A 25,129-nucleotide genomic window follows, 5' to 3' on the forward strand; every position below is an offset into this window, starting at 1 on the left:
GCTGCGCCTGGTCTGCGTCGTGCTTCCGCGCCGAGCGTAGGTCGGAGAGAGGCATCGCACCCATGCCTTTTCGTCCAAGTCACATACCGGTCGTACGCCTCACGGCCACCCTGAGGAACCAGGCGTCGCGAGCACCGGCCCCGGCGGCGGCAATGGCGAACGAGCACGCACACCCGCAGGAGTGAACGCAGACACGGAGGGAGGCCGGTGCCTCGGATACGGAGTCGACGTCATGGACTTCCGTTCCTGCGCACCCCGAGCCGGTTGCGGCTCGGCGGTCTGGTTCGAGCGTCGGGGGTCACCCGGTACCGAATTCTGACACACCCGCCCACGGGCCCGGCAGAGCGGGATGGGAGGATCCCTCATCCCGCCATCTCGCGTACACCTCCGCGATGCCGCGGTGCCACTCCATCCCTCCCACAGGAGTACCCCCATGCATCACCGTCCCCACTCCCGACGACCGGCCGCCGCCGCACTCGCCCTGGCCACCGCCGGAGCCCTGCTGCTGAGCGGCTGCGGCGGCGGCGGCGACGAGCAGGCCGCGCAGGACCCGCTCCAGGAGATCCGCGGGAAGATCCCGAAGGCCCAGCAGACCGCGAAGGCGCTCCGGATCGGCATGGACGTGAACTACCCGCCGGTGCAGTTCCGCGGCGCCGACGGCAAGCCGGACGGTCTGGACCCCGACATCGCGGCGGCGCTCGGCCGGATCCTCGACCTGCGGATCGAGTACGTCGACACCCCGTTCGACAAGCTGATACCGGAGCTGCACAAGAAGCAGTTCGACGTGGTGATGTCCGCGCTGAGCGACATCCGCCAGCGCCGGGAGGGCGTGGACGACCAGGGCAAACCGACGGGCCCCGGCGTGGACTTCGTGGACTACTTCATCGCCGGCACCTCGCTGGTGGTGCCGAAGGGGAACCCGAAGGGCATCCGCACCCTGGACGACCTCTGCGGCCGGACCGTCGCCGTGCAGCAGGGCACCACCCAGGACGAGATCGTGGCCCGGCAGGTCACGGCCTGCACCCGGGCCGGCAAGCCGCTCACCGTGCACAAGTTCGACACCGACGCCAAGGCGCTGGCCGAGGTCGCCTCGGGTGCGTCGCAGGCCGGCCTGAACGACTTCCCGGTGGCCGCCTACGCGGCGAAGAACACCGACGGCGGCAACCGCTTCGAGGTGACCGGCTCGCAGTCCCGGTCCAACCCGTACGGGATCGCCCTGCGCAAGGAGGACACCGAGCTGCGGGACGTCCTGGCCAAGGCGGTCGACCAGCTGATCCGCACCGGCGAGTACGACAAGATCCTCGCCAAGTGGAACGTCTCCGCGGGCGCGGCCCAGAACGCGGTGGTCAACGGCGGAATCTGAGCGGGGACGGAGCACGGGGCCCGCGTCCGGGCGGGCGCGGCGGGACAGCCGCAATTCGGGCGAGGGCGCGGGCGGGCCTCCGGGCGGACCGCACGGGGGTCTGCATACTTATACACAGGGTGACAGGGACACGGTATCCGTCCGAATAGCGGACGGCACGCCCCCTCGTTATCCGATTTTGATCTGAATAAGGACCACCCGCCCGTCATCAGATGGCAGGATTCCCCCCATCTCGGATCGAGCCGGCCACTGGTCGAGGCGGTTCGGTCAAACGCCCACCTCGGCGGACGGTGGCGGAGAGCAGTACCTCGTACCACCCTGCGCAGTCACCCTGCCCCACCCGTACAGCGCCGTACGGCCTACTGCCCCGGTGTGCCGCCCCCCGCGGTGCGCTCCGCCCGACCTCTCCCTCAGGAGGAGATCTCCCCCATGATCGTCCGTACCCAGCGCACCCGTCTCCTCGCCGGCGCGGCCGTGCTCGCGTCCGCGTCGCTCGTGCTGACCGCCTGCGGCAGCAGCAAGGAGGAGAGCAGCGGCGCGCCGAATGCCTCCGCAACCGTCAACGAGGTGAAGGTCGACGAGAAGCTGACCGCGCTCGTCCCGGCCGACGTCAAGTCCTCCGGCAAGATCGTGGTCGGTACGGACGCCTCGTACGCGCCGAACGAGTTCAAGGACGACAGCGGCAAGATCGTCGGCATGGACGTCGACCTGGCCAACGCCGTCGCGGCCAAGCTCGGTCTCAAGGCCGACGTCCAGGACTCGCAGTTCACCGCGATCATCCCGGGCATCCAGTCGAACAAGTTCCAGCTCGGCATGTCGTCCCTCACGGACAACAAGGAGCGCGAGCAGACCGTCGACCTGGTCACCTACTTCAACGCCGGCAGCGCGATCGCGGTCAAGAAGGGCAACCCGGACAAGATCAACGCCGACGACCTCTGCGGCAAGAAGATCGCCGTCCAGACCGGCACCACCCAGGCCCAGGAGATCACCGACACCCGCAGCCCCGCCTGCGTCAAGGCCGGCAAGCCGGGTGTCGTGAACGACGGCGACAAGTTCGACCTGCAGACCGACGTCACCAACGCGGTGGTCTCCGGCCGCGACCAGGCGATGATGGCCGACTCCCCGGTCGTCGACTACGCGATCAAGCAGTCCGGCGGCCAGCTGGAGAAGCTCGGCTCCACCTACGACTCGGCCCCCTACGGCATCGCGCTCGCCAAGGGCTCCGCGCTCGCCCCGGCCGTCCAGGGCGCCGTCCAGTCGCTGATCGACGACGGCACCTACAAGCAGATCCTCGCCAAGTGGGGCGTCGAGGCCGGCGCCCTCGACAAGTCCACGCTCAACGGCGCCGTCAGCTGACCCTCCGCCGGATTCCTCTCTCCCCCGAGGCCACACCGTGAATTCTCTGGACAAGGGGCACGCGGAGAAGGGACGGCCTGAGACCATCAAGGCCGTCCCGGTCCGCCACCCCGGACGCTGGGCGGGCGCCGTCGTCATCGCCGTCCTCGGCGCGATGCTGCTGAGCGCCCTCTTCACCAACCCCGCTTTCAAGTGGGACATCGTCGGGAAGTACCTCTTCCACGACAGCATCGTGCACGGCATGCTCGTCACGCTGGAGCTGACCGCGCTCGCCATGATCATGGGTGTGGTCGGCGGCATCATCCTCGCGGTGATGCGGCTCTCCCGGAACCCGCTGCTCTCCGGCACCGCCTGGATCTACATCTGGATCTTCCGCGGCACGCCGGTCCTGGTGCAGCTGGTCTTCTGGAACTTCCTCGGCCTGATCTGGGCCAAGCTCTCGATCGGCGTGCCGTGGGGACCGGAGTTCTGGTCCGAGTCCACCAACGTGCTGATCCCGACCTTCGTCGCCGCCCTGCTGGGCCTCGGCCTGAACGAGGCCGCCTACATGGCGGAGATCGTCCGCGGCGGCATCCAGTCGGTGGACGAGGGCCAGGCCGAGGCGTCGCACGCGCTCGGCATGAGCCAGTTCCAGACCATGCGGCGGGTCATCCTGCCGCAGGCCATGCGGGTGATCATCCCGCCGACCGGCAACGAGACCATCTCGATGCTCAAGACCACCTCGCTGGTCTCCGTGATCTCCCTGGAGGAGATCTTCCGCGCCGGTCAGATCATCTACTCTCGGAACTACCAGAACATCCCGATCCTGATCGTGGTCAGCCTCTGGTACCTCGCCTTCACCTCCGTGCTGACCGTCGGCCAGTACTACATCGAGCGGCACTACGCCCGCGGCTCCAACCGGACCCTCCCGCCCACCCCGCTGCAGCGACTGCGGGGCCTGTTCGCCGGGAAGCCCACCCCGAAGACCCAGTCCGACGTGGTCCCGGGGCTTGAGGGAGGTGGTCACGTATGACCGATCTGACCAAGCCGACCGCCGACGCCGCCCAGGGCGGCCCGATGGTCCGGTCCGAGAACGTCCACAAGTCCTACGGCACCGTCCAGGTCCTCAAGGGCATCGACCTGGAGGTCAAGCAGGGCGAGGTGTTCTGTCTGATCGGCCCCTCCGGCTCCGGCAAGTCGACCTTCCTCCGGTGCATCAACCACCTGGAGAAGATCAACGGCGGCCGGCTCTGGGTGGACGGCGACCTCGTCGGCTACCGCCAGAAGGGCGACAAGCTCTACGAGCTCAAGGACAGCGAGGTCGCGCTGAAGCGGCGCGACATCGGCATGGTCTTCCAGCGCTTCAACCTGTTCCCGCACATGACCGCCATAGAGAACGTCATCGAGGCGCCGGTTCAGGTCAAGGGCGAGAGCAGGAGCTCCGCCCGGGAACGCGGGATGGCGCTGCTGGAGCGGGTCGGTCTGGCCGACAAGGCCAAGAACTACCCGTCCCAGCTCTCCGGCGGCCAGCAGCAGCGGGTGGCGATCGCCCGGGCCCTGGCCATGAAGCCCAAGCTGATGCTCTTCGACGAGCCCACGTCGGCGCTCGACCCCGAGCTGGTCGGCGACGTCCTCGACGTCATGCGCGGCCTCGCCGAGGAGGGGATGACCATGGTGGTCGTCACCCACGAGATGGGCTTCGCCCGCGAGGTCGGCGACGCACTGGTGTTCATGGACGGCGGCGTCGTCGTCGAGTCCGGCAACCCGCGCCAGGTCCTCACCGACCCGCAGCACGAACGCACCCGCGCGTTCCTCTCCAAGGTGCTCTGAGCACGTCCACGTCGGCGCCCGGCAGGCCCGCCCTGCCGGGCGCCGACGTTTTCCCCGCACAGGTAATAGGCTGGACGCAGTCAGCCCGTTACCAACCCCTGGAAGGACCCCCGTGGAGCTCGCCTCGTACGCCGATCTGGCCGTCCGGCTGGTGAACACCGAGGAGCCCGAGCGCGGCACCGACTCGCTGACCTCGGTGGATGCGGTGCGCGGACTGTTCTCGGACGCGTCCCGGGCCCGCGACCTCGCCGACGAATCCGACCTGCCCCGGCTGCGGGCCGTCCGCACCCGGCTGCGCGGAGTCTTCGAGGCCGCCGCCGAGGGCGACGAGTTCCGCAGCGTCGACCTGCTGAACAGCCTGCTCATGGAGTTCCCGGTCAGCCCGCTGGTCTCCGGCCACGACTACCTGGACGCCGCCGGCCAGCCCCGCTGGCACCTGCACCTCGCCGACAACTCCCCCACCGCCACCGCGCACTTCAGCGCCGTCGCCTGCATGGGCCTGGCCGTCCACCTGACCGAGACGGGCGCCGACCGGCTCGGCATCTGCCAGGCCGCACCCTGCCGCAACTCCTACCTGGACACCTCGACCAACCGGTCCCGGCGGTACTGCTCAGACCGCTGCGCGACCCGCGCCAACGTCGCCGCCTACCGGGCCCGCAAGCGGCTGGAGGCCCAGGAGGCCGCCACCGCCGGCCAGGGCTGAGGGCCCGGGCCTACGCCCGGCTCCCCCGGATCTCCTCCGGGCGGACCCAGACGCCGCAGCGCCGGGCCAGGCCGGGGATCCGGGCCAGCGGGGTGGAGAGCAGCAGGCGCTCCAGCCCGCGGCCGGGGGCCAGCCAGGCCGGGCGCGGGCGCAGCCGCAGCAGCACCCGGCCGAGCACCAGCTCGTCCGGGACCGCGCCGTAGCTGCGGCTGTCGCTGTCGACCGGCCGGTTGTCGGAGAGCAGCCACCAGCCCTTGGGGCGCCGGGCGTCGGCCCGTTTGACCACCAGCAGGTCCTGCTGGAACGGGTGACGGAACACCACCACCGCGCCCGGCCTGATCCGTGCTCCGTACCGGACCAGCAGCTGGTCCCCCTCCCGCAGCGTCGGCACCATCGAGTCGCCCGCCACGTCGATCAGCCCGAACGGCGCGCCGCCCCCCGGGGTGCCGTCCTCCGGTTCCGCGCTCCGTGCCACGACTCGTCCTCCCGGCTCGCGCCCGCGTCCTCGGCTCCCAAGTCTGCCGTACGGACCGTCACCCGCCGGTGTCCGGATTGGCCGGGTTCCGGCTCGGCCTTTTGCCCTAGGCCCGCCGCCCGATCGCGAAACCCCGCGACCGGCGGGGTAATCTCGGCCGCGGGAAGACGATCTAAGGAAGGACTCCCATGTTCTCTCGTCTGTTTGCACCGCGTGCCACCGCGCACGCCCACTGCGACCTGCCCTGCGGCGTGTACGACCCCGCCCAGGCGCGGATCGAGGCCGAGTCGGTGAAGGCCACTCAGGAGAAGTACCAGGCCAACGAGGACGCGCACTTCCGCGCCCGCGCCGTCATCATCAAGGAGCAGCGCGCGGAGGCCGTCAAGCACCACATCTCGGTGCTCTGGAGCGACTACTTCAAGGCCCCGCACTTCGAGAAGTACCCGCAGCTGCACCAGCTGATCAACGACACCCTGAAGGCCGCCTCGGCCGCCAAGGCGTCGACCGACCCGGCCACCGGCCAGGCCCTGCTCGACCTGATCGCCGAGGTCGACAAGATCTTCTGGGAGACCAAGCAGGGCTGACCCCCGGTCAGCACCCCTCGGCCGCCCCCGTCCGCACCGCCGGACGGGGGCGGCCGTGCGTTCTCCGCGGGTCGGGCCCCGCCGCCGCCCAGGCCCGCGTCCGCGGCCTGCCCGGGCGGTCCGCGTCCGCGCCCGACCCGGTAAGGGTTACCTGACCGGAGCGCTTGTTATGCTGCCTGGGCGTCCCGAGGGGAAGCCGGTGCGAATCCGGCGCTGACCCGCAACGGTGAACGGTGCCCCGCACCGTGAGTCCGACCGCCCCGGGGCGCCGACCTCCCGACAACTCGCCGTGGACTGCGAGGGGATGCCGCCCCGGCGTACCCTCCGCCCGGACGTGCCGCCCCGCGCCGCCCCGGCCCGAGGCGAAGGCGCGCCGCTTGTGAGCACCACCGCCACCGCACCCCCGATACCGGCCGCCGCGCCGCCCGCGCCCGGGACACGCCGGACACCCACCGTGCCGCTGGCCGCCGGCCTGGCCGCGGCCCTGCTGCTCTCGCTGGTCTGCGCCGTGGCGGTGGGCTCCTCCGGACTCGGCTGGGCCCGGGTGCTGCGACTGCTCGGCGCCGGCCTGACCGGCGGCCGGCTGGAGGCCGACGAGGCCGCCGCCTACGCGATCGTCTGGGAGATCCGGCTGCCGCGCGCCGTCCTCGCCGCCGTGGTCGGCGCCGGACTGGCCGCCACCGGGGTCGCGGTCCAGGCGATGGTCCGCAACGCGCTGGCCGACCCCTTCGTGCTCGGCATCTCCTCCGGTGCCTCGGTCGGCGCCAACGCCGTGCTCATGCTGGGCGCCTTCGCCTCGCTCGGCGTCTGGGCGCTCTCCGTCTCCGCCTTCGGCGCGGCCCTGCTCGCCATGGTGCTCGTCTACCTGACGGCCCGTACCGCCTACGGCCTCACCCCGCTGCGCCTGGTGCTGACCGGCACCGCGATGTCCTACGGCTTCTCCGCCGTCACGGCGCTGATGGTGTTCGCCGCCGCCCGCGGCGAGGCCGCCCGCTCCGCCATGATGTGGCTGCTCGGCAGCCTCGGCGGGGCCACCTGGGGCTCGGTGCCGATCGCCGCCGTCACCGTGCTCGCCGGGCTGACCCACCTGATCTGCTCCGCCGGGCGGCTGGACGCGCTCGCCATGGGCGACGAGACGGCCGCCTCGCTCGGAGTCGACCCGGACCGGCTGCGCCGCGAACTGTTCGTCGTGACCGCCGCCGTCACCGGCACGGTCGTCGCGGTCAGCGGCGCGATCGGCTTCGTCGGGCTGATGGTCCCGCACGTGGTGCGGATGCTGGTCGGCGCCGGCCACCGCCGGGTGCTGCTGATCGCGCCGCTCGCCGGGGCCCTGCTGCTGGTCTGGGTGGACATCGTCTCGCGCACCCTGCTGGCCCCCGCCGAACTTCCGGTCGGGGTGGTCACCGCGGCCCTCGGGGTGCCCTGCTTCCTGCTGCTGATGCGCCGCCGCAGCTACTCCTTCGGAGGTGGCCGATGAGGGCCGTCCGCACGACCGTCCCCGACCTCACCGCGGACCCCGCCCTGGACCTCGCCGTCGACCGCGTCTCGGTCGAGCTGGCCGGCCTCCGGCTGGTCCACGACGTCACCCTGACCGCCGCCGCCGGGCAGGTGGTCGGCCTGGTCGGACCGAACGGCAGCGGCAAGTCCACGCTGCTGCGCTGCGTCTACCGGGCGCTGCGGCCCGCCGCCGGGGCCGTCCGGCTGGGCGGCGAGGAACTGCACGCGCTCACCGCGCGCGAGGCCGCCCGGCGGGTCGCCGCGCTGCCCCAGGAGCACTCCGCCGAGTTCGACTTCACCGTGGCCGAGGTCGTCGCCATGGGCCGGCTGCCGCACCGGCGCGGCCCGGCCGCCGGGCCCGCCGCCGGCGACGGCGAGCGGTGCGCCGCGGCGCTGCGCCGGGTGGGTGCGGCCCACCTCGCCGAACGGGGCTTCCTGAGCCTGTCCGGCGGCGAGAAGCAGCGGGTGCTGATCGCCCGCGCGCTGGTCCAGGAGCCGAAGGTGCTGGTGCTCGACGAGCCCACCAACCACCTGGACATCGCGCACCAGTTGGAGGTGCTGGCACTGGTCCGGGAGGCCGGGCCGACGGTACTCACCGCGCTGCACGACCTCAACCTGGCGGCCGGCCACTGCGACCTGCTGTACGTGGTCGCGGCCGGGCGGATCGTCGCCTCCGGACCGCCCGCCGAGGTGCTCGAACCCGGACTGCTCGCCGAGGTGTTCGGGGTCCGCGCGACGCCCGTCCGGCACCCGGGGACCGGCGCCGTCCAGCTGCTCTTCGACCGACTCGCCAAGTGACCCCCCGTTGATCCAGCAAGGAACCGCCATGCGTACCAAAGCCGTTGCCGCCGCCGCCCTGCTCGCCCTCGCCCTCACCGGCTGCGGCGCCGAGATAGCCCCGAGCGGTGACGGCGCCACCGCCTCCGCCCACTACCCGGTGACCGTCCGCAACTGCGGCACCGAGCTCACCTTCCGGCAGAAGCCGGCGCGGACGGTGACCAACGACGTCGGCATCACCGAGCTGATGCTCGCGCTCGGGCTGGAGGACCGGATGGCCGGCTACGTCATGCCGGACGACAAGGGCGACGTCGAGAAGGTCGCCTGGAAGGACGGCTACCAGCGGACCACCTGGCTCTCCAAGAAGCAGATCACCAAGGAGATCGCGCTGGAGGCCAAGGCCGACCTGGTCTTCGCCGGCTGGCACTACGGCTTCGACGACGCGAGCGGCGTCACCCCGCAGGCCCTGGCCGACCTGGGTGTCGCCTCCTACGTGCTCAGCGAGTCCTGCCGCAGCGGCAAGGGCCCGGAGCGCGGCGTGATGGCCCCGCTGGACGCGCTCTACACGGACCTCGCCAACCTGGGCGAGATCTTCGACGTGCGGGACCGGGCCGACAAGCTGATCGCCGAGTTCAAGACCCAGGTGGCCGCCGTGCCGGAGCCGGCGTACCGCCCCGGCGTGTTCCTCTACGACAGCGGCGAGGACAAGCCGTTCACCTCGGGGAGGTTCGCGGCGCCGGAGGAGATCATCTCCAAGGCCGGCGGCCGGAACGTGACGGGCGACGTCGCCGACTCCTGGACCACGGTGGGCTGGGAGAGCGTGGTCCAGCGCGACCCCGAGGTGATCGTGATCAACAACTACGGCACCCCGGACGCCGAGGCCAAGCGGAAGTTCCTGAAGACCTTCCCGCCGCTGGCCGGCGTCTCCGCCGTCCGCAACGACCGGATCTTCGTCCTGGACTACGTCGACCTGGTGGAGAGCCCGCGCAACCCGGCCGCGATCACCGCGCTGGCGGCCTACCTGCGGACCGTGCCGGCCCGCTGAACCACCGCCCCTCCGGCCGGTTCCGCCGGGCGTACGCTCGAAGGTACGAGCCGACGGAACCGACCGCAGGAGCGAGCACATGACCGCCATGGCCGCACCGCCCGCCTTCGACACCGGAGCCCTTCGCCAGGGCATCGAACACGCCGACGCCTCGGCCCTGCTGGCGCTCTACGCGGACGACGCCGAGGTCCGCGTGGTCGACCGCACCACCCAGCCCAGCCACCCCCTGGTCATGCACGGCCGGGACGAGATCGGCGCCCTGCTGGACGACCTCTACGGCCGGCAGACCACCCACCGGCTGGAACAGGTGGTGCTCCAGGACGACCGCCTCGCCTTCCTGGAGTCCTGCCGCTACCCGGACGGCGTCCGGGTGCTGGTCAGCTCGGTCGCGGACCTGCGCGACGGGCGGATCGTCGACCAGACCTCCGTCCAGGCCTGGGACGAGAACGAACCGGCCCAGTAGGCTCGTGCCATGATCCGCACCGCCGTCGCCACCGACGTTCCGCTCATCCGCACCCTGATCCACGAGCTCGCGACGTACGAGAAGGCCCCCGACGAGGCCGTGGCCACCGACGACCAGCTGCACGACGCGCTGTTCGGCGCCGAGCCGGCCGTGTTCGGCCTGATCGCCGAGGACGACACCACCGGCGAGCCGGTCGGCTTCGCGCTCTGGTTCCGCAACTTCTCGACCTGGCGCGGCACCCACGGCGTCTACCTGGAGGACCTCTACGTCCGCCCGGAGGCCCGCGGCGGCGGCCACGGCAAGGCGCTGCTGCTGGAACTGGCGCGGATCGCCGTCGAGCGCGGCTACTCCCGGGTGGAGTGGTCGGTGCTGGACTGGAACGAGCCCTCGATCGACTTCTACAAGGCGCTCGGCGCGGTGCCGATGGACGGCTGGACCGTCTACCGGCTCACCGGCGACGCGCTCGCCGCCGCCGGCACCCGCTGAAACCGGCGCGCGGGGGCGCGCACGGACGGCCTGCAAGGCCCGCGTCCGACCACTGCCACCCTGCGTCGCGATGCCTTACCATGAGTGACTCCCGTACCGGGTCAGGAAAGCGGTAACGTCTCGGACGGACGCGCGGCGTCCGGCCACTCCTTGAGGGGTATGACCGGTACGTACCGCACCACCCCTCTGGACAGTTGGGGCGAAGCAGTTGAGCCAAGCAACAGACAGTGCCGCGGCCACCGGCCCGGAAGCACAGCGCGTCACCCAGGAGGTGAGGGTGTCCCAGATCGACGGCGAGCCCGGAGTGCAGGACTTCGTTGAGGTCCGGCTGCCCGCTGCGGGCGCCTACCTCTCGGTCCTGCGAACAGCCACGGCGGGCCTGGCGGCCCGGCTGGACTTCACGCTGGACGAGATCGAGGACCTGCGCATCGCGGTCGACGAGGCGTGCGCCATCCTGCTCCAGCAGGCCGTCCCCGGTTCGGTCCTCTCCTGCGAGTTCCGACTGGTCGGCGACTCGCTGAAGGTGATCGTCTCGGCGCCGACCACCGACGGCCGGGCCCCCGAGCGGGACACCTTCGCCTGGACGGTGCTCTCGGCCCTGGCCGGCGAGGTGGAGTCCACGGTCGCCGAGGACAACACCGTGTCGATCAGCCTGCACAAGAAGCGTGGCGGCCCCGCCACCCACTAGTGCCGCCGCGAGAGATCGCGGCAGCACCGACCGAGAGCCGTCCGCCCGGTACCCACCCGGGCCGGCGGGCGGCTCCCCGTACCGCCCCCACCGGGCGGTACGACCATCGAGACGAACCGGGGCCGGCGGCCCCGGCGCTCCCGGAACGGAACGGGGGAATGGCCGTGAGTGATCTGGACCGTACCGGCCTCGCGACGGCGGGCCCTGCCGTACCGACCCAGGCGAGCATGCCCGGCCTCGCCGCCAACGACGAAGCGCACCCGAAGGACGCCCAGCGGATGAGCCAGCCGACCGAGCCGACGCCCGATCCGTCGCCCACGCCCGAGCCGCAGGCCGCGGACCTCCCGGACGAGGCGGCCACGGCGGCCGACACGGCCGAGCAGGCTGCCGAGGCGCTGCGCGCCGCGGTGCCCGCCCAGACCCCGCACCGCAGCGGTGCACCGGACCGCGAAGCGGCCCGGGCGCTGTTCGTCCGGCTGTCCGCGCTGCCCGACGGCTCCTCGGAGCGCGTCGAGCTGCGCAACCAGCTGGTGCGCATGCACATCCCGCTGGTCGAGCACCTGGCCCGGCGGTTCCGCAACCGCGGCGAGCCGCTGGACGACCTGACCCAGGTCGCCACCATCGGCCTGATCAAGTCGGTGGACCGCTTCGACCACGAGCGCGGGGTCGAGTTCTCCACCTACGCGACGCCGACGATCGTCGGCGAGATCAAGCGGCACTTCCGCGACAAGGGCTGGGCGGTCCGGGTACCGCGCCGGCTCCAGGAACTGCGGCTCTCGCTGACCACGGCGACCAGCGAGCTCTCCCAGCGGCACGGCCGCTCCCCCACGGTGCACGAGCTGGCCGAGCACCTGGGGATCTCCGAGGAGGACGTGCTGGAGGGTCTGGAGTCCGCCAACGCGTACTCCACGCTCTCGCTGGACGTGCCGGACAGCGACGACGAGTCGCCGGCCGTCGCGGACACCCTGGGCACCACCGACGAGGCCCTGGAGGGCGTCGAGTACCGCGAGTCGCTCAAGCCACTGCTGGCCCAACTGCCGCCCCGGGAGCAGAAGATCCTGGTGCTGCGGTTCTTCCGGAACATGACCCAGTCGCAGATCGCCGCCGAGGTGGGCATCTCCCAGATGCACGTCTCCCGGCTGCTCGCCCGGACCCTCGCCCAGCTGCGGGAGAAGCTCCTGGTGGAGGAGTAGGGCGCGCCCGGCACGCCCCACCGGTGGCCGCCCGACGGGCGGCCACCGGGCCTTCGGCCCTCTGTGCTCAGCCCTCGTGCGGAGCGTAGAGGGCCTCCGTCGCCCTCGGGCTGAGCAGCGCGCCGATGCCGGTCAGGCCGATCGCGGCGACGGCCAGCGCCACGGCGGCCATCGGGCCGCCGCTCTGCCACATGTAGTACGCCACCGGCAGGCAGGTCGAGTTGGTCAGCACGGCCGGGCTGCGGCCCCAGCGGCGGCCCTTGAGCAGCGCCCGGGCGGCCAGCAGCGGCAGGACGCCGAGCAGCACGATCACCAGGCCGCCGAACTCGTTCAGGGCGAGCTGCTTGGACTCGCCGGACAGCGCGGCGACCATGTCCCAGACGCCGACGACGGCCAGCGCGGCGCCCTCCAGTGCGGTGATGGCGGCGCCCAGGGTGAGCGCCGTGGGCCGCGCGGAGCCGGGCGCGGGGACGGGTGCGGAGGATTCTGCGGTCACTCCAGCAGGGTAGCCGCCGACCGGTCCGTACCGACCCGTAGGCTGAGCACATGCGCGCTCTCCTGGTCGTCAATCCGAAAGCGACCACCACCAGTGGCCGCACCAGGGATGTCCTGATCCACGCCCTGCGCAGCGACCTCAAGCTGGAGGTGGCGCAGACCGAGTACCGCGGCCACGCACGTGACCTGGCCCGCGAGGCGGTGGACGACGGCGCGGTCGACCTGGTGGTGGCGCTCGGCGGGGACGGCACCGTCAACGAGGTGGTCAACGGACTGCTCTCGCACGGCCCGGGCGAGAAGGTCCCCCGGCTGGCCGTGGTGCCCGGCGGCTCGACCAACGTGTTCGCGCGCGCCCTGGGCCTGCCCAACGACCCGGTCGAGGCGACCGGTGCGCTGCTGGCCGCCCTGGAGAGCCGCAGCGAGCGGCCGATCGGGCTGGGCAAGGCGATGACCGAGGGCCTGCCGGACCGCTGGTTCACGTTCACCGCGGGCCTCGGCTTCGACGCCGGCGTGGTCGGCCGGGTGGAGGAGCAGCGCCGGGCGGGGCGCAAGTCCACGCACGCGCTCTACGTCACCCAGGCGCTCCGGCACTTCGTCACCCAGCGTGAGCAGCGCAGATCGGGCCCGGTCACGCTGGAACTGGCGGGCCGCGCACCGGTTCCGGGCCTGGCGCTGGCGATAGTCAGCAACACCTCGCCGTGGACGTTCCTGGGCAACCGCCCGGTCTATCCCTCACCGCTCGCCTCCTTCGACGCGGACCTCGACGTCTTCGGCATCACCCGGATGACGGCGTTCGGTACGGCTCGAACGGTCCGTCAGATCCTGCGGTCGCACGGGCCTTCGAGCGATGACACCCCGCCGCCCGGCCCCTCCGGGAAGCACGTCGTCACCTATCACGACGTCCGGCACTTCACCTTGGTTTCAGAGGAACCGGCCCCATTCCAGGTCGACGGGGATCACCTTGGATCCAGGAGTCGCGTCAGTTTCACAGGCGTACGGCGGGCACTGCGTGTGATTGTGTGACTGGAAGGGGGCTTCGCCCTTCTTCTCGAACGCACAAGCCCCCTTCACTCCATAGAAGTACTGGCTGTGAGCTAGGCGACACCGAAGAATCAAAAATTCCTTCCTGAAGGGGGTTGTATCCGGGCCCGAGGTTTGCGAACCTCTACATGGCGATCGGGACACATCGCAGCGACGGCAACCTCAGAACCTGTTGGATGCCGACCGCGGAGCGTCCCTCGAACCGCCGAATCCCTCCCCAGCACAGACCTCCCGGGCCCGATGGGCCTTTGGTCTCTTTTGCTGTTGCGGGATTCGTGAAAGCGTTCACATTCACAAACCCCATCGATGACGCCGACCGGGCAGCCCCCGCCGGCAGGAGGAGTTGGACGACCATGGACTGGCGCCACCGCGCTGTCTGCCGCGAAGAGGACCCGGAGCTGTTTTTCCCGATCGGGAACACCGGTCCCGCTCTGCTGCAGATCGAGGAAGCCAAGGCCGTGTGCCGCCGCTGTCCGGTCATGGAGCAGTGCCTCCAGTGGGCCCTCGAGACCGGTCAGGACGCCGGCGTTTGGGGCGGTATGAGTGAGGACGAGCGCCGCGCGATGAAGCGCCGTGCCGCCCGCAACCGCGCCCGCACCGCCTGATCACACGCCGTAGCAGCAGTGACAGCAAGACCGATCAACACATGATCAAAGGCTTCCCTGCACTTCCTGGCGAAGCCTTCCGTACAAAGGACCTTGCTCGACGAGGTCCTGCGACACCGACCCGCCCAGGCACTTGATACTGTTCACTTAGAGCAATATTGTGGAGCTGTGGCGCTCACCGTGTGCAACGCATCGGTGTGGTGTCGCACCACTCAGAGCCCCCGTTCCGGCCGACTCCCCCCGACGGCCGGAACGGGTTGAGAGGCCCTGTCGACCCACCCCCCCCGGTCGACAGGGCCTCGTTTCTGTTTCCCGGTACGGAAAAAGGCGTGCACCCGGCGCGTTCGCCGACTGCACGCCCCCTTCGCGCGTCTCTGCGCTTCCCCCGAACTTCCCCGGCCCTCCCGGGCCCTCTCCCCGCGCCGCTCCCGGCGACTCTCAGCGGACCGGGATCTCCAGCACGACCTTCGTACCCCCGTTCGGACCGGCCACCATGTCGAAGGTGCCGCCGAGCTCACCGGTGGCCAGGGTCCGGACGATCTGCAGCCCGAGGTTGCCCGACTGCTGCGGGTCGAAGCCCTCCGGCACGCCGCGGCCGTCGTCCTGCACGGTGATCAGCAAGTACTCCTCCGGACGGGCCCCGCCGTTCCAACTGTCCGACCAGCCCATGCCGGTGGACGGCGCCCGCCCGCGCAGCGCGCTGACCTCCAGGTTCCCGGAGGAGGACGGGCCGAAGGCGTGCTCCAGCGCGTTCTGCAGCAGCTCGGTCAACACCATCGCCAGCGGGGTCGCCACCTCGGCGGAGAGGATGCCGAAGCTACCGCTGCGGCGGGTCGCCACCCGGCCGTCCTGGGAGAGCTCCATCACCATGGCCAGCACCCGGTCGGCGATCTCGTCGAAGGTCACCTTCTCGTCCAGCGCATGGGAGAGCGTCTCGTGCACGATCGCGATCGAGCCGACCCGCCGGACCGCCTCGTCCAGCGCGGCCCGGCCGGCCTCCGACTCCATCCGGCGGGACTGCAGGCGCAACAGCGCGGCGACGGTCTGGAGGTTGTTCTTCACCCGGTGGTGGATCTCCCGGATGGTGGCGTCCTTGGTCATCAGTTCACGGTCGCGGCGCCGCAGTTCGGTGACGTCCCGGCAGAGCACCAGTGAGCCGGTCAGGGCGCCCTTCGGCTTGAGCGGGATGGCCCGCAGGGTCACCACCCCGCCCTGGACCTCCACCTCGGTCTGCCGGGGCGCCCAGCCGCTCGCGAGCTTCACCAGCGCCTCGTGCACGGCGGCCCGGGAGGGCGGCACCAGGTCCGCGGTGGCCCGGCCCAGGTGACTGCCGACCAGGTCGGTGGTGAGGCCGAGCCGGTGGTAGGCGGAGAGCGCGTTCGGGCTCGCGTAGGTGACGATGCCGTCCGCGTCGAGGCGGATCAGGCCGTCACCGACCCGGGGCGCGGCGTCCATGTCGGCCTGCTCGACGCCGGGGTACGGGAAGGTGCCGGCCGCGATCATCTGGGCCAGGTCGGAGGCGCTCTGCAGGTAGGTGAGCTCCAGCCGGCTGGGCGTCCGTACGGTCAGCAGGTTGGTGTTGCGGGCGATCACGCCGAGCACCTTGCCCTCACGGCGCACCGGGATCGACTCGACCCGGACCGGCACCTCCTCGCGCCACTCGGGGTCGCCCTCGCGCACGATCCGGCCCTCGTCGAAGGCGGCGTCCAGCAGCGGTCGGCGACCGCGCGGGACGAGGTGGCCGACCATGTCGTCCTGGTACGAGGTGGGGCCGGTGTTGGGCCGCATCTGGGCCACCGAGACGTAGCGGATGCCGTCCCAGGTGGGGATCCACAGCACCAGGTCGGCGAAGGAGAGGTCGGAGAGCAGCTGCCACTCCGAGACCAGCATGTGGAGCCACTCCACATCGGCACCGGTCAGGGTGGTGTGGCGGCGGACGAGTTCGTTCAGCGAGGGCACATGGCGAGGGTAGCTCCAGGGGGCCGGGGCAGGCCCGGCGCACCCGCCGGTCGGACGCCCCCGAAGGTTGTCCAGACCAATTTTCGGGGAGCCCTGGACAACCCAGATTGGTCTAGTCCACAATGAAAGGGCACCAAGGAGAGGCCCACCGCGCAACTGCCCTGACCGCGCGAGGCCACTCCTCGGTCGGACGCCGCCGAGCGAGGACCCCGCACAGTTCTCGGTCGTTCCCGGTGCCCGACGACAGCTCCGGGCTGCGGTGCCGCATGGGTTGAGGGTCCCGTGTCGGCGCCGTGGCCCGTAGTGCTTTCCCCCTCCGGTCACCCGCGCCCGCGCCCGACGACAGCTCCGGGCTGCGGTGCCAATGGGCCCCTCCTGGCCGTGGCCCGTAGTGCTTCCCGCAGGCTTCCGCCGCGCCGCGCACCGCACGCGAAACGCCGGTCCCCCGTCCACAGGCTGTGGACGGCGGACCGGCGTTCTTCGTCCGCGGCGGCCGTCAGTGGGTCTCGGTGACCTTGGCGAGCGCGCGGGGGGCGTCCGGGTCCTGGCCGCGGGCGATGGTGACCTCGTAGGCCAGCAGCTGGAGCGGCAGGATCTCCAGGATCGGCTGGACCTCCTCGGGCACGCCGGCCGGCAGCGCGAAGCCCCCGGAGGCGGCGTCCACCTGCGCCTGCTGGCCCACCACGACCAGGTCCGCGCCGCGGCCGCGCAGCCGGTCCAGGACCGGCTGCAGGGCCTCGCCGCCCTTGCCGTCCGGCACGATCGCGATGACCGGCGAGACGTTGTCCACCATGGCCAGCGGGCCGTGCAGCAGGTCGGCGCCGGAGAACGGGGAGGCGGGGATGTAGGTGGTCTCCATGAGCTTCAGGGCCGCCTCGCGGGCGGTCGGGTAGCCGTAGCCGCGCGAGGTGATGACCAGGCGCTGGGCGAAGCGGTAGCGCTCGGCCAGGGCCTTGACCTCGCCCTGGCGGGCGAGCACCCCCGCGGCCAGCGACGGCAGGTCCTTGGCGGCCGCACCGTCGCCGCCGCGCAGACCCTCGACGAGCAGGTAGAGGGCCAGCAGCTCGGCGGTGTAGGTCTTGGTGGCGGGCAGTGCCTTCTCGGGCCCGGCCAGCACGTCGATGTGGAACTCGGAGACCTCGGCCAGCGGTGAGCCGGCGTTGTTGGTGACCGCGAGGGTGATGGCGCCGGCCTCACGGGCCGCCTTGGTCGAGGCGACCAGGTCCGGCGAGCCGCCCGACTGGCTGACGGTGATCACCAGCACGTCCGAGAGGTCGGGCTTGGCCCCGTACGCGGTGGTGGTCGACATCGAGGTCAGCCCGGCCGGCTTGCCCAGCAGGATCTCGATCAGGTACTTGGCGTACAGCGCCGCGTTGTCCGAGGTGCCGCGCGCGGTGAGCAGGACGAAGCGCGGGTTGCGGGCAGCGATCCGGGACGCGATCTCGAAGATCCTGGGAGCGCCCTCGTCGAGGATCCGCTGCAGGACGGCCGGCTGCTCGGCCATCTCCGCCGCCATGATCCGGCCAGGGACGGTCTGCGTGTCGGACATCGTGGATGTGCCTCCGATGAGTGGTCCAACCCCGCTGGGCGGGCGTGCCCGGCGGAGACCTCTACGGCGGCGAGTCCGCACACTCGCTGCGGTGAATCTGCGGCAATCCTACGGGGGGCGTCCGCGCCGGGCACATCAGAACTCCGTCCGCGGCAGGTCCGGGCCGGCCCGGGGGCCACGGGGCCGCAAGCGCCGGGAGCCCCTCCCCGCGGTGCGGGGAGGGGCTCCTGCCGGCCGGTCGACCGGCCGGCCCTGTCGATCGGCCGGCCCGTCCGGTCAGCCCGCCCGTCCGGTCAGCCCGCCTTGTTGATCAGCTGGTCGATCGCGGCGTCGGCCTCCTTGGCGGCCTGGTCCACCGACTTGCCCTTGAGGATCGCGGTCAGCATGTCCGGCAGGATCTTCTGCTTCTCCACCGCGCCCCAGCCGGGGGCCAGCGGGGTGAACCAGGCGTCCGGCACGGCGTTGGCCGCGGCGGCGGTGGCCGGCTTGTTCTTCAGCGGGTTCAGCTGGGTGAGGTTGTTCGGCAGGATGTCCTTGTCGGCGAGCGCCTGCTGGGACTTGGTGCTGGTGAACATCCGGACCCAGTCCGCGGCCAGCGCCGCCGAGGGCGACTTGGACGTGACGGCGAGGGCCGAGCCGCCGATGAAGGTCGGCAGCGGCTTGCCGCCCGGGCCGGGCATGGTGGCCACCTTGACGGCGTCCTTCAGGCTCGGGTCGCCGGTGACCGGCGCGGTGACGCTGGCGGACTCGAAGCCGTTGCCGTAGAACGCCGCCGCGTGGCCCCGGGCCATCGACTCGAACTGGTTCTGCTCGTTCACCGCGAGGTCGCCCTTGTTGTACTTGCGCACCAGGTCGACGAAGTGGGTGATGCCCTGCTGGGACTTGGGGTCGCTCAGGGTGCCGTGCCAGTTGCCCGCGCTGTCGAACCGGGCGATGGCGCCGCCGTACGCGGAGACGTAGCTCATCGCGGCGTACCAGTACGGGCCCGGCAGGTAGAGCGACGAGTAGGTGCGGTCGGCCTTGTTCTTGTCGGCGACCTTGTCCAGCGCCGTGCGCAGCTCTTCCTCGGTCTTCGGGAACTCGGCGTTGCCGGTGGCCTGCTGGAAGGCGGCCGAGTTGTAGATGGCGACCCGGGCGCCCGCGTAGTACGGCACGCACCAGAGCTTGTCCTGGTAGGTGCAGGTGTTGGCGAGCGCCTTGATCCAGGAGTCGGAGTTGTCGAACGTGTTCCGCTCCACCGGGGCCAGCGCGCCGGACAGCACGTACTTCATGGTCTCGGTGTTGCCGAGCTCCACGACGTCCGGGGCGGTGCCGTCGGCGAGCGCCTTGTCCAGCTTCGTCACCTTGTCGGCCCAACCCTGGTAGGCGAGCTTCAGGGTGACGTTGGGGTACTTGGCGGCGAAGTCGTCGTTCACCCGCTGGACGAGGTCCGGCCAGCTCTTCTGGGCGTCGTCCATCAGCCAGACGGTGACGGAGCCGGTTGCGGTCTTCGGGTCCGTCGAGGCGTTCTTGGCGTCGCTTGACGCGGAGCCGCCCGACGAACAAGCCGTCAGTCCGACCGCGAGCGCCATGATTCCGGCCGTAGCCATGAGCCGACGCATCTTCACGCCATCCTCCGAGGGTGTTAGAGCCTGTGCCCGCCGGCAGCGTGGTGGCGCCCGCCGGGACGGTGTCCGGGGAGGGGCGGCGAAGAGCTTAGGGGTGGGCCTATACCACATCCGGTGAAATTGAAATTCGAACCGGATGAACTGGAGCCTGGCCTAGACCACTGACGGTGTCAACGCCAAATGGCCTGGCAGCCGGGGCCGTTGCAGACCTGTTGTACCGCGTGGCGATCAGTGGCCCCACCGTTACCCTAAGTAGAACTTAAGGGTGCCTTAAGGAGGATTTGAGGGAACACCGTCAGGTTGCGACATCGCAGGTCAACGGAGGGAAACGGCAGCGGGCCCGCCATGCGACATGCGCATGACGGGCCCGCTGGGCGCGTGCCTCCCGGCACCCTGTGTCACGGCCCGGCCGGGACTCCCCGGCCGGAGATCGGACGGTCTCAGCCGACCGCCCCCGGCTGCCCGGTGAGCACCTCCACGGCCGCCAGCCCGCAGACCCGGGCGGCACCGTGGGTGGCGATGTGCAGCGCACCGACCGGCTCGGACTGCGGCAGGCCCATCTCGACCACCGCGGCGTCCGGGCGGGCCGCCACCAGGCGGGCCAGCGCGGCGGACATCCACTCGTGCCGGTGGACGTCCCGGACCACCAGCACCAGGCGGCGGCCCTCGGCGCCGGCCAGCACCTCGGCCACCACCGTGTCCAGCACCGCCGGCTCGGCGGTCTCCGGGCCGACCTCGCGGGTCCGGGTGCCGGGGAAGCGGTCGGCCAGCATGTCGGCCACGCCCCACGGGGTGACGTCGCCGACCGCGATGTTCGGCTCGGCGGAGAACGAGGCCACGTACGGGCGCTCGGTCACCGGCAGGACCTCCCGGCCCGGCGCGCGGACCACGCGCAGCGCCCGGCGGGCCGCCCGCAGGCCGACCGCCAGGTCCGCCTCCGGCCGCTCGCCCTGGGCCGCGATCCGGCCCCAGCTGCCGAGCGCCCGCACCCGGGCGGCCGCGTCCGCGAGCCGCTCCTCGGCGAGCTTGCCGGACTGCACGCCCGCCACGATGGCGTCGCGCAGCATCAGCACGGTCGCCTCGTCGGCCAGGCCGCCGCCCACGCAGATCGCGTCCGCGCCGGCCGCCAGGGCGAGCACGGTGCCGTCGCCCATGCCGAAGGTGTCGGCGATGGCACCCATCTCGATGGCGTCGCTGACGATCAGGCCCTGGTAGCCGAGGCCGCCGTCCTCCGGGGCCGCGCGCAGCAGGTCGCGCAGCACCAGCGGGCTGAGCGTGGCGGGAAGCTTCGGGTCGAGCGCCGGGATCATGATGTGGGCCGTCATCACGGCCTTGGTCCCGGCGGCGATCGCGGCCTGGAACGGGATCAGGTCGCGGGCGCGCAGCACGTCCAGGTCGACGTCGATGACCGGCAGGCCGTGGTGCGAGTCGACCGCGGTGTCGCCGTGCCCCGGGAAGTGCTTGGAGCAGGCCGCGACACCGGCCGACTGCAGGCCCTCCACCCAGGCGGCGGTGTGCCGGGCGCACAGCTCCGGGTCGGCGCCGAACGAGCGGACGCCGATCACCGGGTTGCGCGGGTTGGAGTTGACGTCCGCGGTGGGCGCCCAGTTGTAGTTGACGCCGGCGGCGGCCAGGGCCCGGCCCAGCTCGCGGGCGACGTCCCTGGTCAGCGCCGGGTCGTCGATCGCGCCGAGCGCGAGGTTGCCGGGCCAGGACGAGCCGGAGCCCGCCTCCAGCCGGGTGACGTCGCCGCTCTCCTCGTCGATGGCGATCAGCAGGTCGGGGTTCTCGGCCCGCAGCGCCCCGGTGAGGGCGGCGAGCTGGTCGAGGTCGGCCACGTTGCGGTCGAACAGCGCGACCGAGCCCAGACCGGCCGCCAGGTGGCGGCGCAGCCACTCCGGCGGCTCGGTGCCGACGAAGCCGGGCTGGAGGACGGTCAGCGCGTCGCGGTGCAGCTGGTCGGAGGCCGGGAGGGTGGGTACGAGGATGCTCATGGCGGGATCAGCCCTTCACGGCGCCGTCGGTGAGGCCACCGACCGCCTTGCGCTGCAGGAAGACGAACAGGATCAGCACCGGCAGGGCGAACAGCGTCGAGGCGGCCATGGTGGCACCCCAGTCGGTGCCGAAGTTGGTCTGGAAGGAGGACAGCCACAGCGGCAGCGTCTGGCCCTCGGTCTTGTTGAGGATCAGGACCAGGGGGAACTCGTTCCAGGCCGTGATGAAGCCGAACAGCGAGGTGGACATCAGGCCCGGCGCCAGCAGCGGGAAGATCACCTTCACGAAGGCCTGGGTCCGGGTGCAGCCGTCCACCATGGCCGACTCCTCCAGTTCCTTCGGCACCGCCGCGATGAATCCGCGGAGCGTGAAGATGGTGAAGGGCAGCACCATCATCATGTAGAAGGCGGTGAGCGGAACGAGGCTGTTCAGCATCTCGTTGTCGCGGGAGATCAGGTAGACCGCGATGGTCATGACCTCCCAGGGCGCCATCTGGGCCGCCATGACGACCAGCACGAAGCCCTTGCGGCCGCGGAACTTCATCCGGGCGATGGCGAAGGCCGCCAGGGTGGCGATCACCAGCGAGAGCAGCACCGCGACGATCGTGACGATGAAGCTGTTGGCCGTGTACGTCCAGAACTTCGGCGCGTCGATGGCGGTCTTGAAGTGGTCGAAGGTCGCGTTGAGCGGCAGGAACACCGGCGTCTTGCTGACGATGTCCTTGTTCGGCTTGAACGCCGTGACGATCATCCAGTAGACGGGGAACACGAAGAAGACGAAGAGGACGACCGCGATCACGTTCGGCCAGGTGCGTCCGATGAGCGAGCGCCTCACAGCTCGTCCTCCTGCTTGAGAATGATGCGGAAGTAGTACGCCATGAGCACGCCCAGCATCAGGATGGTGAGGACCGCGATCGCGGAACCGGTGCCGTAGTGCTGGCGGCCGTTGCCCTCCAGGAAGGCGTGGATCGGCAGGGTCCGGGTGAGCCCGTCGGGGCCGCCGGCCTTGATCGCGTAGATCTGCGTGAAGGCCTTGAAGATCCAGATGACCTCGAGGAAGGTCGTGGCGAGGAAGAACGGCTTGAGGTTCGGGAAGACCACCGAGGTGAAGATCTTGACCGCGCCGGCGCCGTCCATCCGGGCGGCCTCGTAGAGCTCCTTGGGGATGGTCGTCAGCGCCGCGTACATGTTGAACGCCACGAACGGGATCGAGCCCCAGACGAGCAGCAGGAGGATCACGAAGAACGTCGAGTACTGGCTGCCGGTCCAGTTGAAGGTGGCCATCGAGTGCCAGCCCAGGGCGTCCAGGAACCAGTTCACGACACCGAACCGGGTCTCGAACAGCCAGGTGTAGACGGTGGTCGCGGCGACCACCGGCATCGCCCAGGCGAGCAGCAGGCCGATCGACAGCAGCAGCCGCATCTTCTTGCCGAGCCGGTTGAGCAGCAGGCCGACCAGCGAACCGCCCACCATGATCAGGAAGACGTTGAGCGCGGTGAAGGCGACGCTCCGGCCCGCGACCGACCAGAACTCGGGATCGCTGAGCTGCTCGGTGTAGTTCTCGAAGCCGTTCCACTCGGTCAGGTGCTGGACGAGCTGGCGCGCGTTCAGGTTCTGGAACGAGACCAGGACGGTCTTCAGCAGGGGCCAGCCGAGCAGGGCCACGGTGGCCACGGTGGCGGGCAGGAGCAGCAGGTACGGCGCGAACCGGGAGCCGAAGCTCCGGCCGTCCACCGGTCTGGCGCTCTTCTTCGGGGTGCCGGCGCCGCCACCGCGGTGGGCGCTCGTCTCAGTAGTGGCCACAGCAGCCTTCCCCGATGTCGGGGACTGTGTCTGCACCCGCTCCGAATGCACAGCCATCGTTCTCTCTTCCTGACAACCTGACCACGACGGACAGGCGTCGCCCACCGGCTCCCCGCCGGGAGTCGGTGAGCGACGCCGCTCGACTGTTACTGCTTGGCGTTCAGACGCTTGGCGATCTCGTCGTCGGCCTTCTTGGCCGCCGCCGCGTAGTCGCCGGTCAGAGCGTTGGTCAGGAACTCCTTGATCGGGTTCGGCTCGTTCTCGACGGCCGCCCAGTTCGGCGTGGTCGGGGTGATGCCACCCACGACGGCCGCGCTCTTGGCGGCGGTGGCGAAGTCACCGACGACCTTGTCGTTGAGCGAGTTCTTGTTCGGGATGAGGCCCGCCGCGGCGACCAGGCTCTCGTTCTTGTCGTTCAGGGCGACGGCCAGGAAGTCCTTGGCCATCTCGGAGTTCTTGCTCGCCTGGGCGATGGCCAGGTTCGAGCCGCCGAGGAACACGCCGGAGGGCTTGTCGGCGGTCTTGCCCGGGAGCGGGAAGAAGCCGATCTTGTCCTTCGGGATGGCCTTCTCGTCCGGGAGCTCCCAGCCGAGGCCGATGATCGAGCCGACGTTGCCCGCGCCGAAGACGTCCTTCTGCTGCGGCTTGGCCTCGTCCTTGTCCTTGGCGCCGGTGAGCGACTTGCCCTGGATCGTCTTGTAGGTCTCGAAGGCCTTCTGCGCCTCGGGGGACGACAGGCCGCCGACCCACTTGTCGCCGTCCTTCTTCGCCAGCTTGCCACCCTCGGTGGTGAGCAGACCGAAGTAGACGTACCACTCCTGACCCGGCATGTACAGCGGGTCGACAACGCCCTCGGTGGTCTTGAGCTTGTCCAGCGCGGCGTAGAACTCGTCCAGGGTCTTCGGGGTGGCGGTCAGACCGGCCTTGGCCCAGAGGTCCTTGTTGTACGCGACGACGCGGTTGGTGACGTACCACGGGGCGGCGTACTGCTTGCCGTCCAGGATCGCCGACTCGCTCTGGTTGGCGGCCCAGTCGGCACCGCCGATGGCGGCCTTGTCCTTGGTGATGTCCAGCAGGCCACCGGTGGCGGCGTACCCGGCGGTCTGGGTGTTGCCGACCTCCAGGACGTCGACGGAGCCCTCGGAGAGCGCGGCGGTGACCTTGGGGCCGATGCCGGTCCACTCCTGGACCTGGAACTCGACCTTGGAGCCCGCGTACTTGGACTCGAACTCGGTCTTCACCGAGTCCTCCCAGCCCTTGGGGGCCGAGCCACTCATCAGCCAGACCTTGAGCGTCTTGCCGCTGTAGTCCTTCTTGCCATCGGCCGCGGTGGACGAACCGGTCTTGGTGTCGTCCTTCTTCGCGTCCGAGCCACAAGCCGCGAGACCAACAACCATGGCCGCGACGCCGACTGCCGCAATGAGCTGACGCTTCACGCCATCCTCCTGAGGGATGCCTGGGTTACCCCCGTCGGGTGGCTGCGGCGGACCCACACAATGCGGGAGGAAAGGTGCCGCGGACCCCAGCGAACGGGTGGGGGGATTCATAGTGACCGGCCTAGTGGTGTAGACCAGATGCCTGGAGCTTGGCCTAGACCAATGGGCCTGTCAACGGCTGTTCGACCGATCAGGACCACC

The 25,129-nt window shown here is 70.9% G+C and carries 24 protein-coding genes and 1 riboswitch; of the genes, 15 read left to right on the plus strand and 9 right to left on the minus strand.

Annotated elements, in window-relative coordinates:
* Positions 1-433 precede the first annotated feature (433 nt).
* The 5 genes from PUR56_RS37580 (at position 434) to PUR56_RS37600 (ending at position 5,231) form a co-directional block, all read left to right on the plus strand.
* Entirely contained in the window at positions 434-1,363 is a 930-nt protein-coding gene (locus PUR56_RS37580) for an ABC transporter substrate-binding protein (RefSeq protein ID WP_329952258.1), read from the plus strand.
* A 429-nt stretch (positions 1,364-1,792) separates the two neighbouring features.
* Positions 1,793-2,719 (plus strand): ABC transporter substrate-binding protein, encoded by a 927-nt coding sequence (locus tag PUR56_RS37585; RefSeq protein WP_329952259.1) that lies wholly within the window; start codon positions 1,793-1,795, stop codon positions 2,717-2,719.
* 37 nt (positions 2,720-2,756) lie between these two features.
* On the plus strand, positions 2,757-3,731 hold the full coding sequence (locus PUR56_RS37590) for an amino acid ABC transporter permease (protein ID WP_329883090.1): 975 nt from the start codon (positions 2,757-2,759) through the stop codon (positions 3,729-3,731).
* 44 nt (positions 3,732-3,775) lie between these two features.
* A complete protein-coding gene (locus tag PUR56_RS37595; protein ID WP_329883209.1) occupies positions 3,776-4,528 on the plus strand; it encodes an amino acid ABC transporter ATP-binding protein in 753 nt (250 codons plus the stop codon).
* A 112-nt stretch (positions 4,529-4,640) separates the two neighbouring features.
* Entirely contained in the window at positions 4,641-5,231 is a 591-nt protein-coding gene (locus tag PUR56_RS37600; RefSeq protein ID WP_329952260.1) for a CGNR zinc finger domain-containing protein, read from the plus strand.
* Positions 5,232-5,241: 10 nt separating this feature from the next.
* Here the strand turns inward: PUR56_RS37600 and sodX are convergent, their stop codons facing one another.
* On the minus strand, positions 5,242-5,625 hold the full coding sequence (gene sodX / locus PUR56_RS37605) for a nickel-type superoxide dismutase maturation protease (RefSeq protein ID WP_380364793.1): 384 nt from the start codon (positions 5,623-5,625) through the stop codon (positions 5,242-5,244).
* A 269-nt stretch (positions 5,626-5,894) separates the two neighbouring features.
* On the opposite strand from sodX, the gene sodN reads away from it, so the two are divergent.
* The 8 genes from sodN to PUR56_RS37645 all read left to right on the plus strand — a co-directional run bounded on the left by sodN (position 5,895) and on the right by PUR56_RS37645 (position 12,439).
* On the plus strand, positions 5,895-6,290 hold the full coding sequence (gene sodN / locus PUR56_RS37610; RefSeq protein WP_030392857.1) for a superoxide dismutase, Ni: 396 nt from the start codon (positions 5,895-5,897) through the stop codon (positions 6,288-6,290).
* A 190-nt stretch (positions 6,291-6,480) separates the two neighbouring features.
* Positions 6,481-6,547: riboswitch (cobalamin riboswitch) on the plus strand.
* A 122-nt stretch (positions 6,548-6,669) separates the two neighbouring features.
* Positions 6,670-7,767, plus strand: a complete 1,098-nt coding sequence (locus PUR56_RS37615) for a FecCD family ABC transporter permease (protein WP_329952261.1) — start codon at positions 6,670-6,672, stop codon at positions 7,765-7,767.
* Positions 7,764-8,585, plus strand: coding sequence for an ABC transporter ATP-binding protein (locus tag PUR56_RS37620; RefSeq protein ID WP_380363224.1), 822 nt, complete (start codon positions 7,764-7,766; stop codon positions 8,583-8,585). Before PUR56_RS37615 ends, PUR56_RS37620 begins: the two co-directional genes overlap by 4 nt.
* Before the next feature lie 28 nt (positions 8,586-8,613).
* The gene (locus PUR56_RS37625; RefSeq protein ID WP_329952262.1) at positions 8,614-9,609 is read left to right on the plus strand and encodes an ABC transporter substrate-binding protein; all 996 of its coding nucleotides are present in this window, start codon (positions 8,614-8,616) and stop codon (positions 9,607-9,609) included.
* 79 nt (positions 9,610-9,688) lie between these two features.
* The gene (locus PUR56_RS37630) at positions 9,689-10,072 is read left to right on the plus strand and encodes a nuclear transport factor 2 family protein (protein ID WP_329952263.1); all 384 of its coding nucleotides are present in this window, start codon (positions 9,689-9,691) and stop codon (positions 10,070-10,072) included.
* Positions 10,073-10,081: 9 nt separating this feature from the next.
* Positions 10,082-10,558 (plus strand): GNAT family N-acetyltransferase, encoded by a 477-nt coding sequence (locus PUR56_RS37635; RefSeq protein WP_329883096.1) that lies wholly within the window; start codon positions 10,082-10,084, stop codon positions 10,556-10,558.
* A gap of 277 nt (positions 10,559-10,835) precedes the next feature.
* A complete protein-coding gene (locus PUR56_RS37640) occupies positions 10,836-11,246 on the plus strand; it encodes an anti-sigma regulatory factor (RefSeq protein WP_329883097.1) in 411 nt (136 codons plus the stop codon).
* Between the two features lie 164 nt (positions 11,247-11,410).
* Positions 11,411-12,439: an RNA polymerase sigma factor SigF gene (locus PUR56_RS37645; protein WP_329883098.1), complete on the plus strand. Its 1,029-nt coding sequence runs from the start codon at positions 11,411-11,413 to the stop codon at positions 12,437-12,439.
* A 67-nt stretch (positions 12,440-12,506) separates the two neighbouring features.
* On the opposite strand, the gene PUR56_RS37650 is transcribed toward PUR56_RS37645, so the two are convergent.
* On the minus strand, positions 12,507-12,935 hold the full coding sequence (locus PUR56_RS37650; protein ID WP_329952264.1) for a hypothetical protein: 429 nt from the start codon (positions 12,933-12,935) through the stop codon (positions 12,507-12,509).
* Between the two features lie 50 nt (positions 12,936-12,985).
* On the opposite strand from PUR56_RS37650, the gene PUR56_RS37655 reads away from it, so the two are divergent.
* Both PUR56_RS37655 and PUR56_RS37660 read left to right on the plus strand, forming a co-directional pair.
* Complete coding sequence (locus tag PUR56_RS37655; RefSeq protein WP_329883100.1) at positions 12,986-13,957, plus strand: diacylglycerol/lipid kinase family protein; 972 nt, start codon at positions 12,986-12,988, stop codon at positions 13,955-13,957.
* 371 nt (positions 13,958-14,328) lie between these two features.
* Complete coding sequence (locus tag PUR56_RS37660; protein ID WP_014138019.1) at positions 14,329-14,580, plus strand: WhiB family transcriptional regulator; 252 nt, start codon at positions 14,329-14,331, stop codon at positions 14,578-14,580.
* Positions 14,581-15,018: 438 nt separating this feature from the next.
* Here PUR56_RS37660 and PUR56_RS37665 read toward each other — a convergent pair whose 3' ends face one another.
* The 7 genes from PUR56_RS37665 to PUR56_RS37695 form a co-directional block, all read right to left on the minus strand.
* Complete coding sequence (locus tag PUR56_RS37665) at positions 15,019-16,539, minus strand: sensor histidine kinase (RefSeq protein WP_329952265.1); 1,521 nt, start codon at positions 16,537-16,539, stop codon at positions 15,019-15,021.
* A 496-nt stretch (positions 16,540-17,035) separates the two neighbouring features.
* Positions 17,036-18,088 carry an SIS domain-containing protein gene (locus tag PUR56_RS37670; protein WP_329952266.1) on the minus strand — a complete coding sequence of 351 codons (1,053 nt, stop codon included), beginning with the start codon at positions 18,086-18,088 and terminating at the stop codon, positions 17,036-17,038.
* A 293-nt stretch (positions 18,089-18,381) separates the two neighbouring features.
* Complete coding sequence (locus PUR56_RS37675) at positions 18,382-19,677, minus strand: extracellular solute-binding protein (RefSeq protein WP_329883103.1); 1,296 nt, start codon at positions 19,675-19,677, stop codon at positions 18,382-18,384.
* 458 nt (positions 19,678-20,135) lie between these two features.
* Positions 20,136-21,689 (minus strand): glycoside hydrolase family 3 protein, encoded by a 1,554-nt coding sequence (locus PUR56_RS37680; RefSeq protein ID WP_329952267.1) that lies wholly within the window; start codon positions 21,687-21,689, stop codon positions 20,136-20,138.
* A gap of 7 nt (positions 21,690-21,696) precedes the next feature.
* Positions 21,697-22,524, minus strand: a complete 828-nt coding sequence (locus tag PUR56_RS37685; protein ID WP_329952268.1) for a carbohydrate ABC transporter permease — start codon at positions 22,522-22,524, stop codon at positions 21,697-21,699.
* Positions 22,521-23,549 (minus strand): carbohydrate ABC transporter permease, encoded by a 1,029-nt coding sequence (locus tag PUR56_RS37690; protein WP_443034617.1) that lies wholly within the window; start codon positions 23,547-23,549, stop codon positions 22,521-22,523. Before PUR56_RS37690 ends, PUR56_RS37685 begins: the two co-directional genes overlap by 4 nt.
* A gap of 89 nt (positions 23,550-23,638) precedes the next feature.
* Positions 23,639-24,928, minus strand: a complete 1,290-nt coding sequence (locus PUR56_RS37695; protein ID WP_329952269.1) for an extracellular solute-binding protein — start codon at positions 24,926-24,928, stop codon at positions 23,639-23,641.
* Positions 24,929-25,129 lie beyond the last annotated feature (201 nt).

The sequence above is a fragment of the Streptomyces sp. BE303 genome (assembly GCF_036290945.1).
Taxonomy (GTDB): Bacteria; Actinomycetota; Actinomycetes; order Streptomycetales; family Streptomycetaceae; genus Kitasatospora.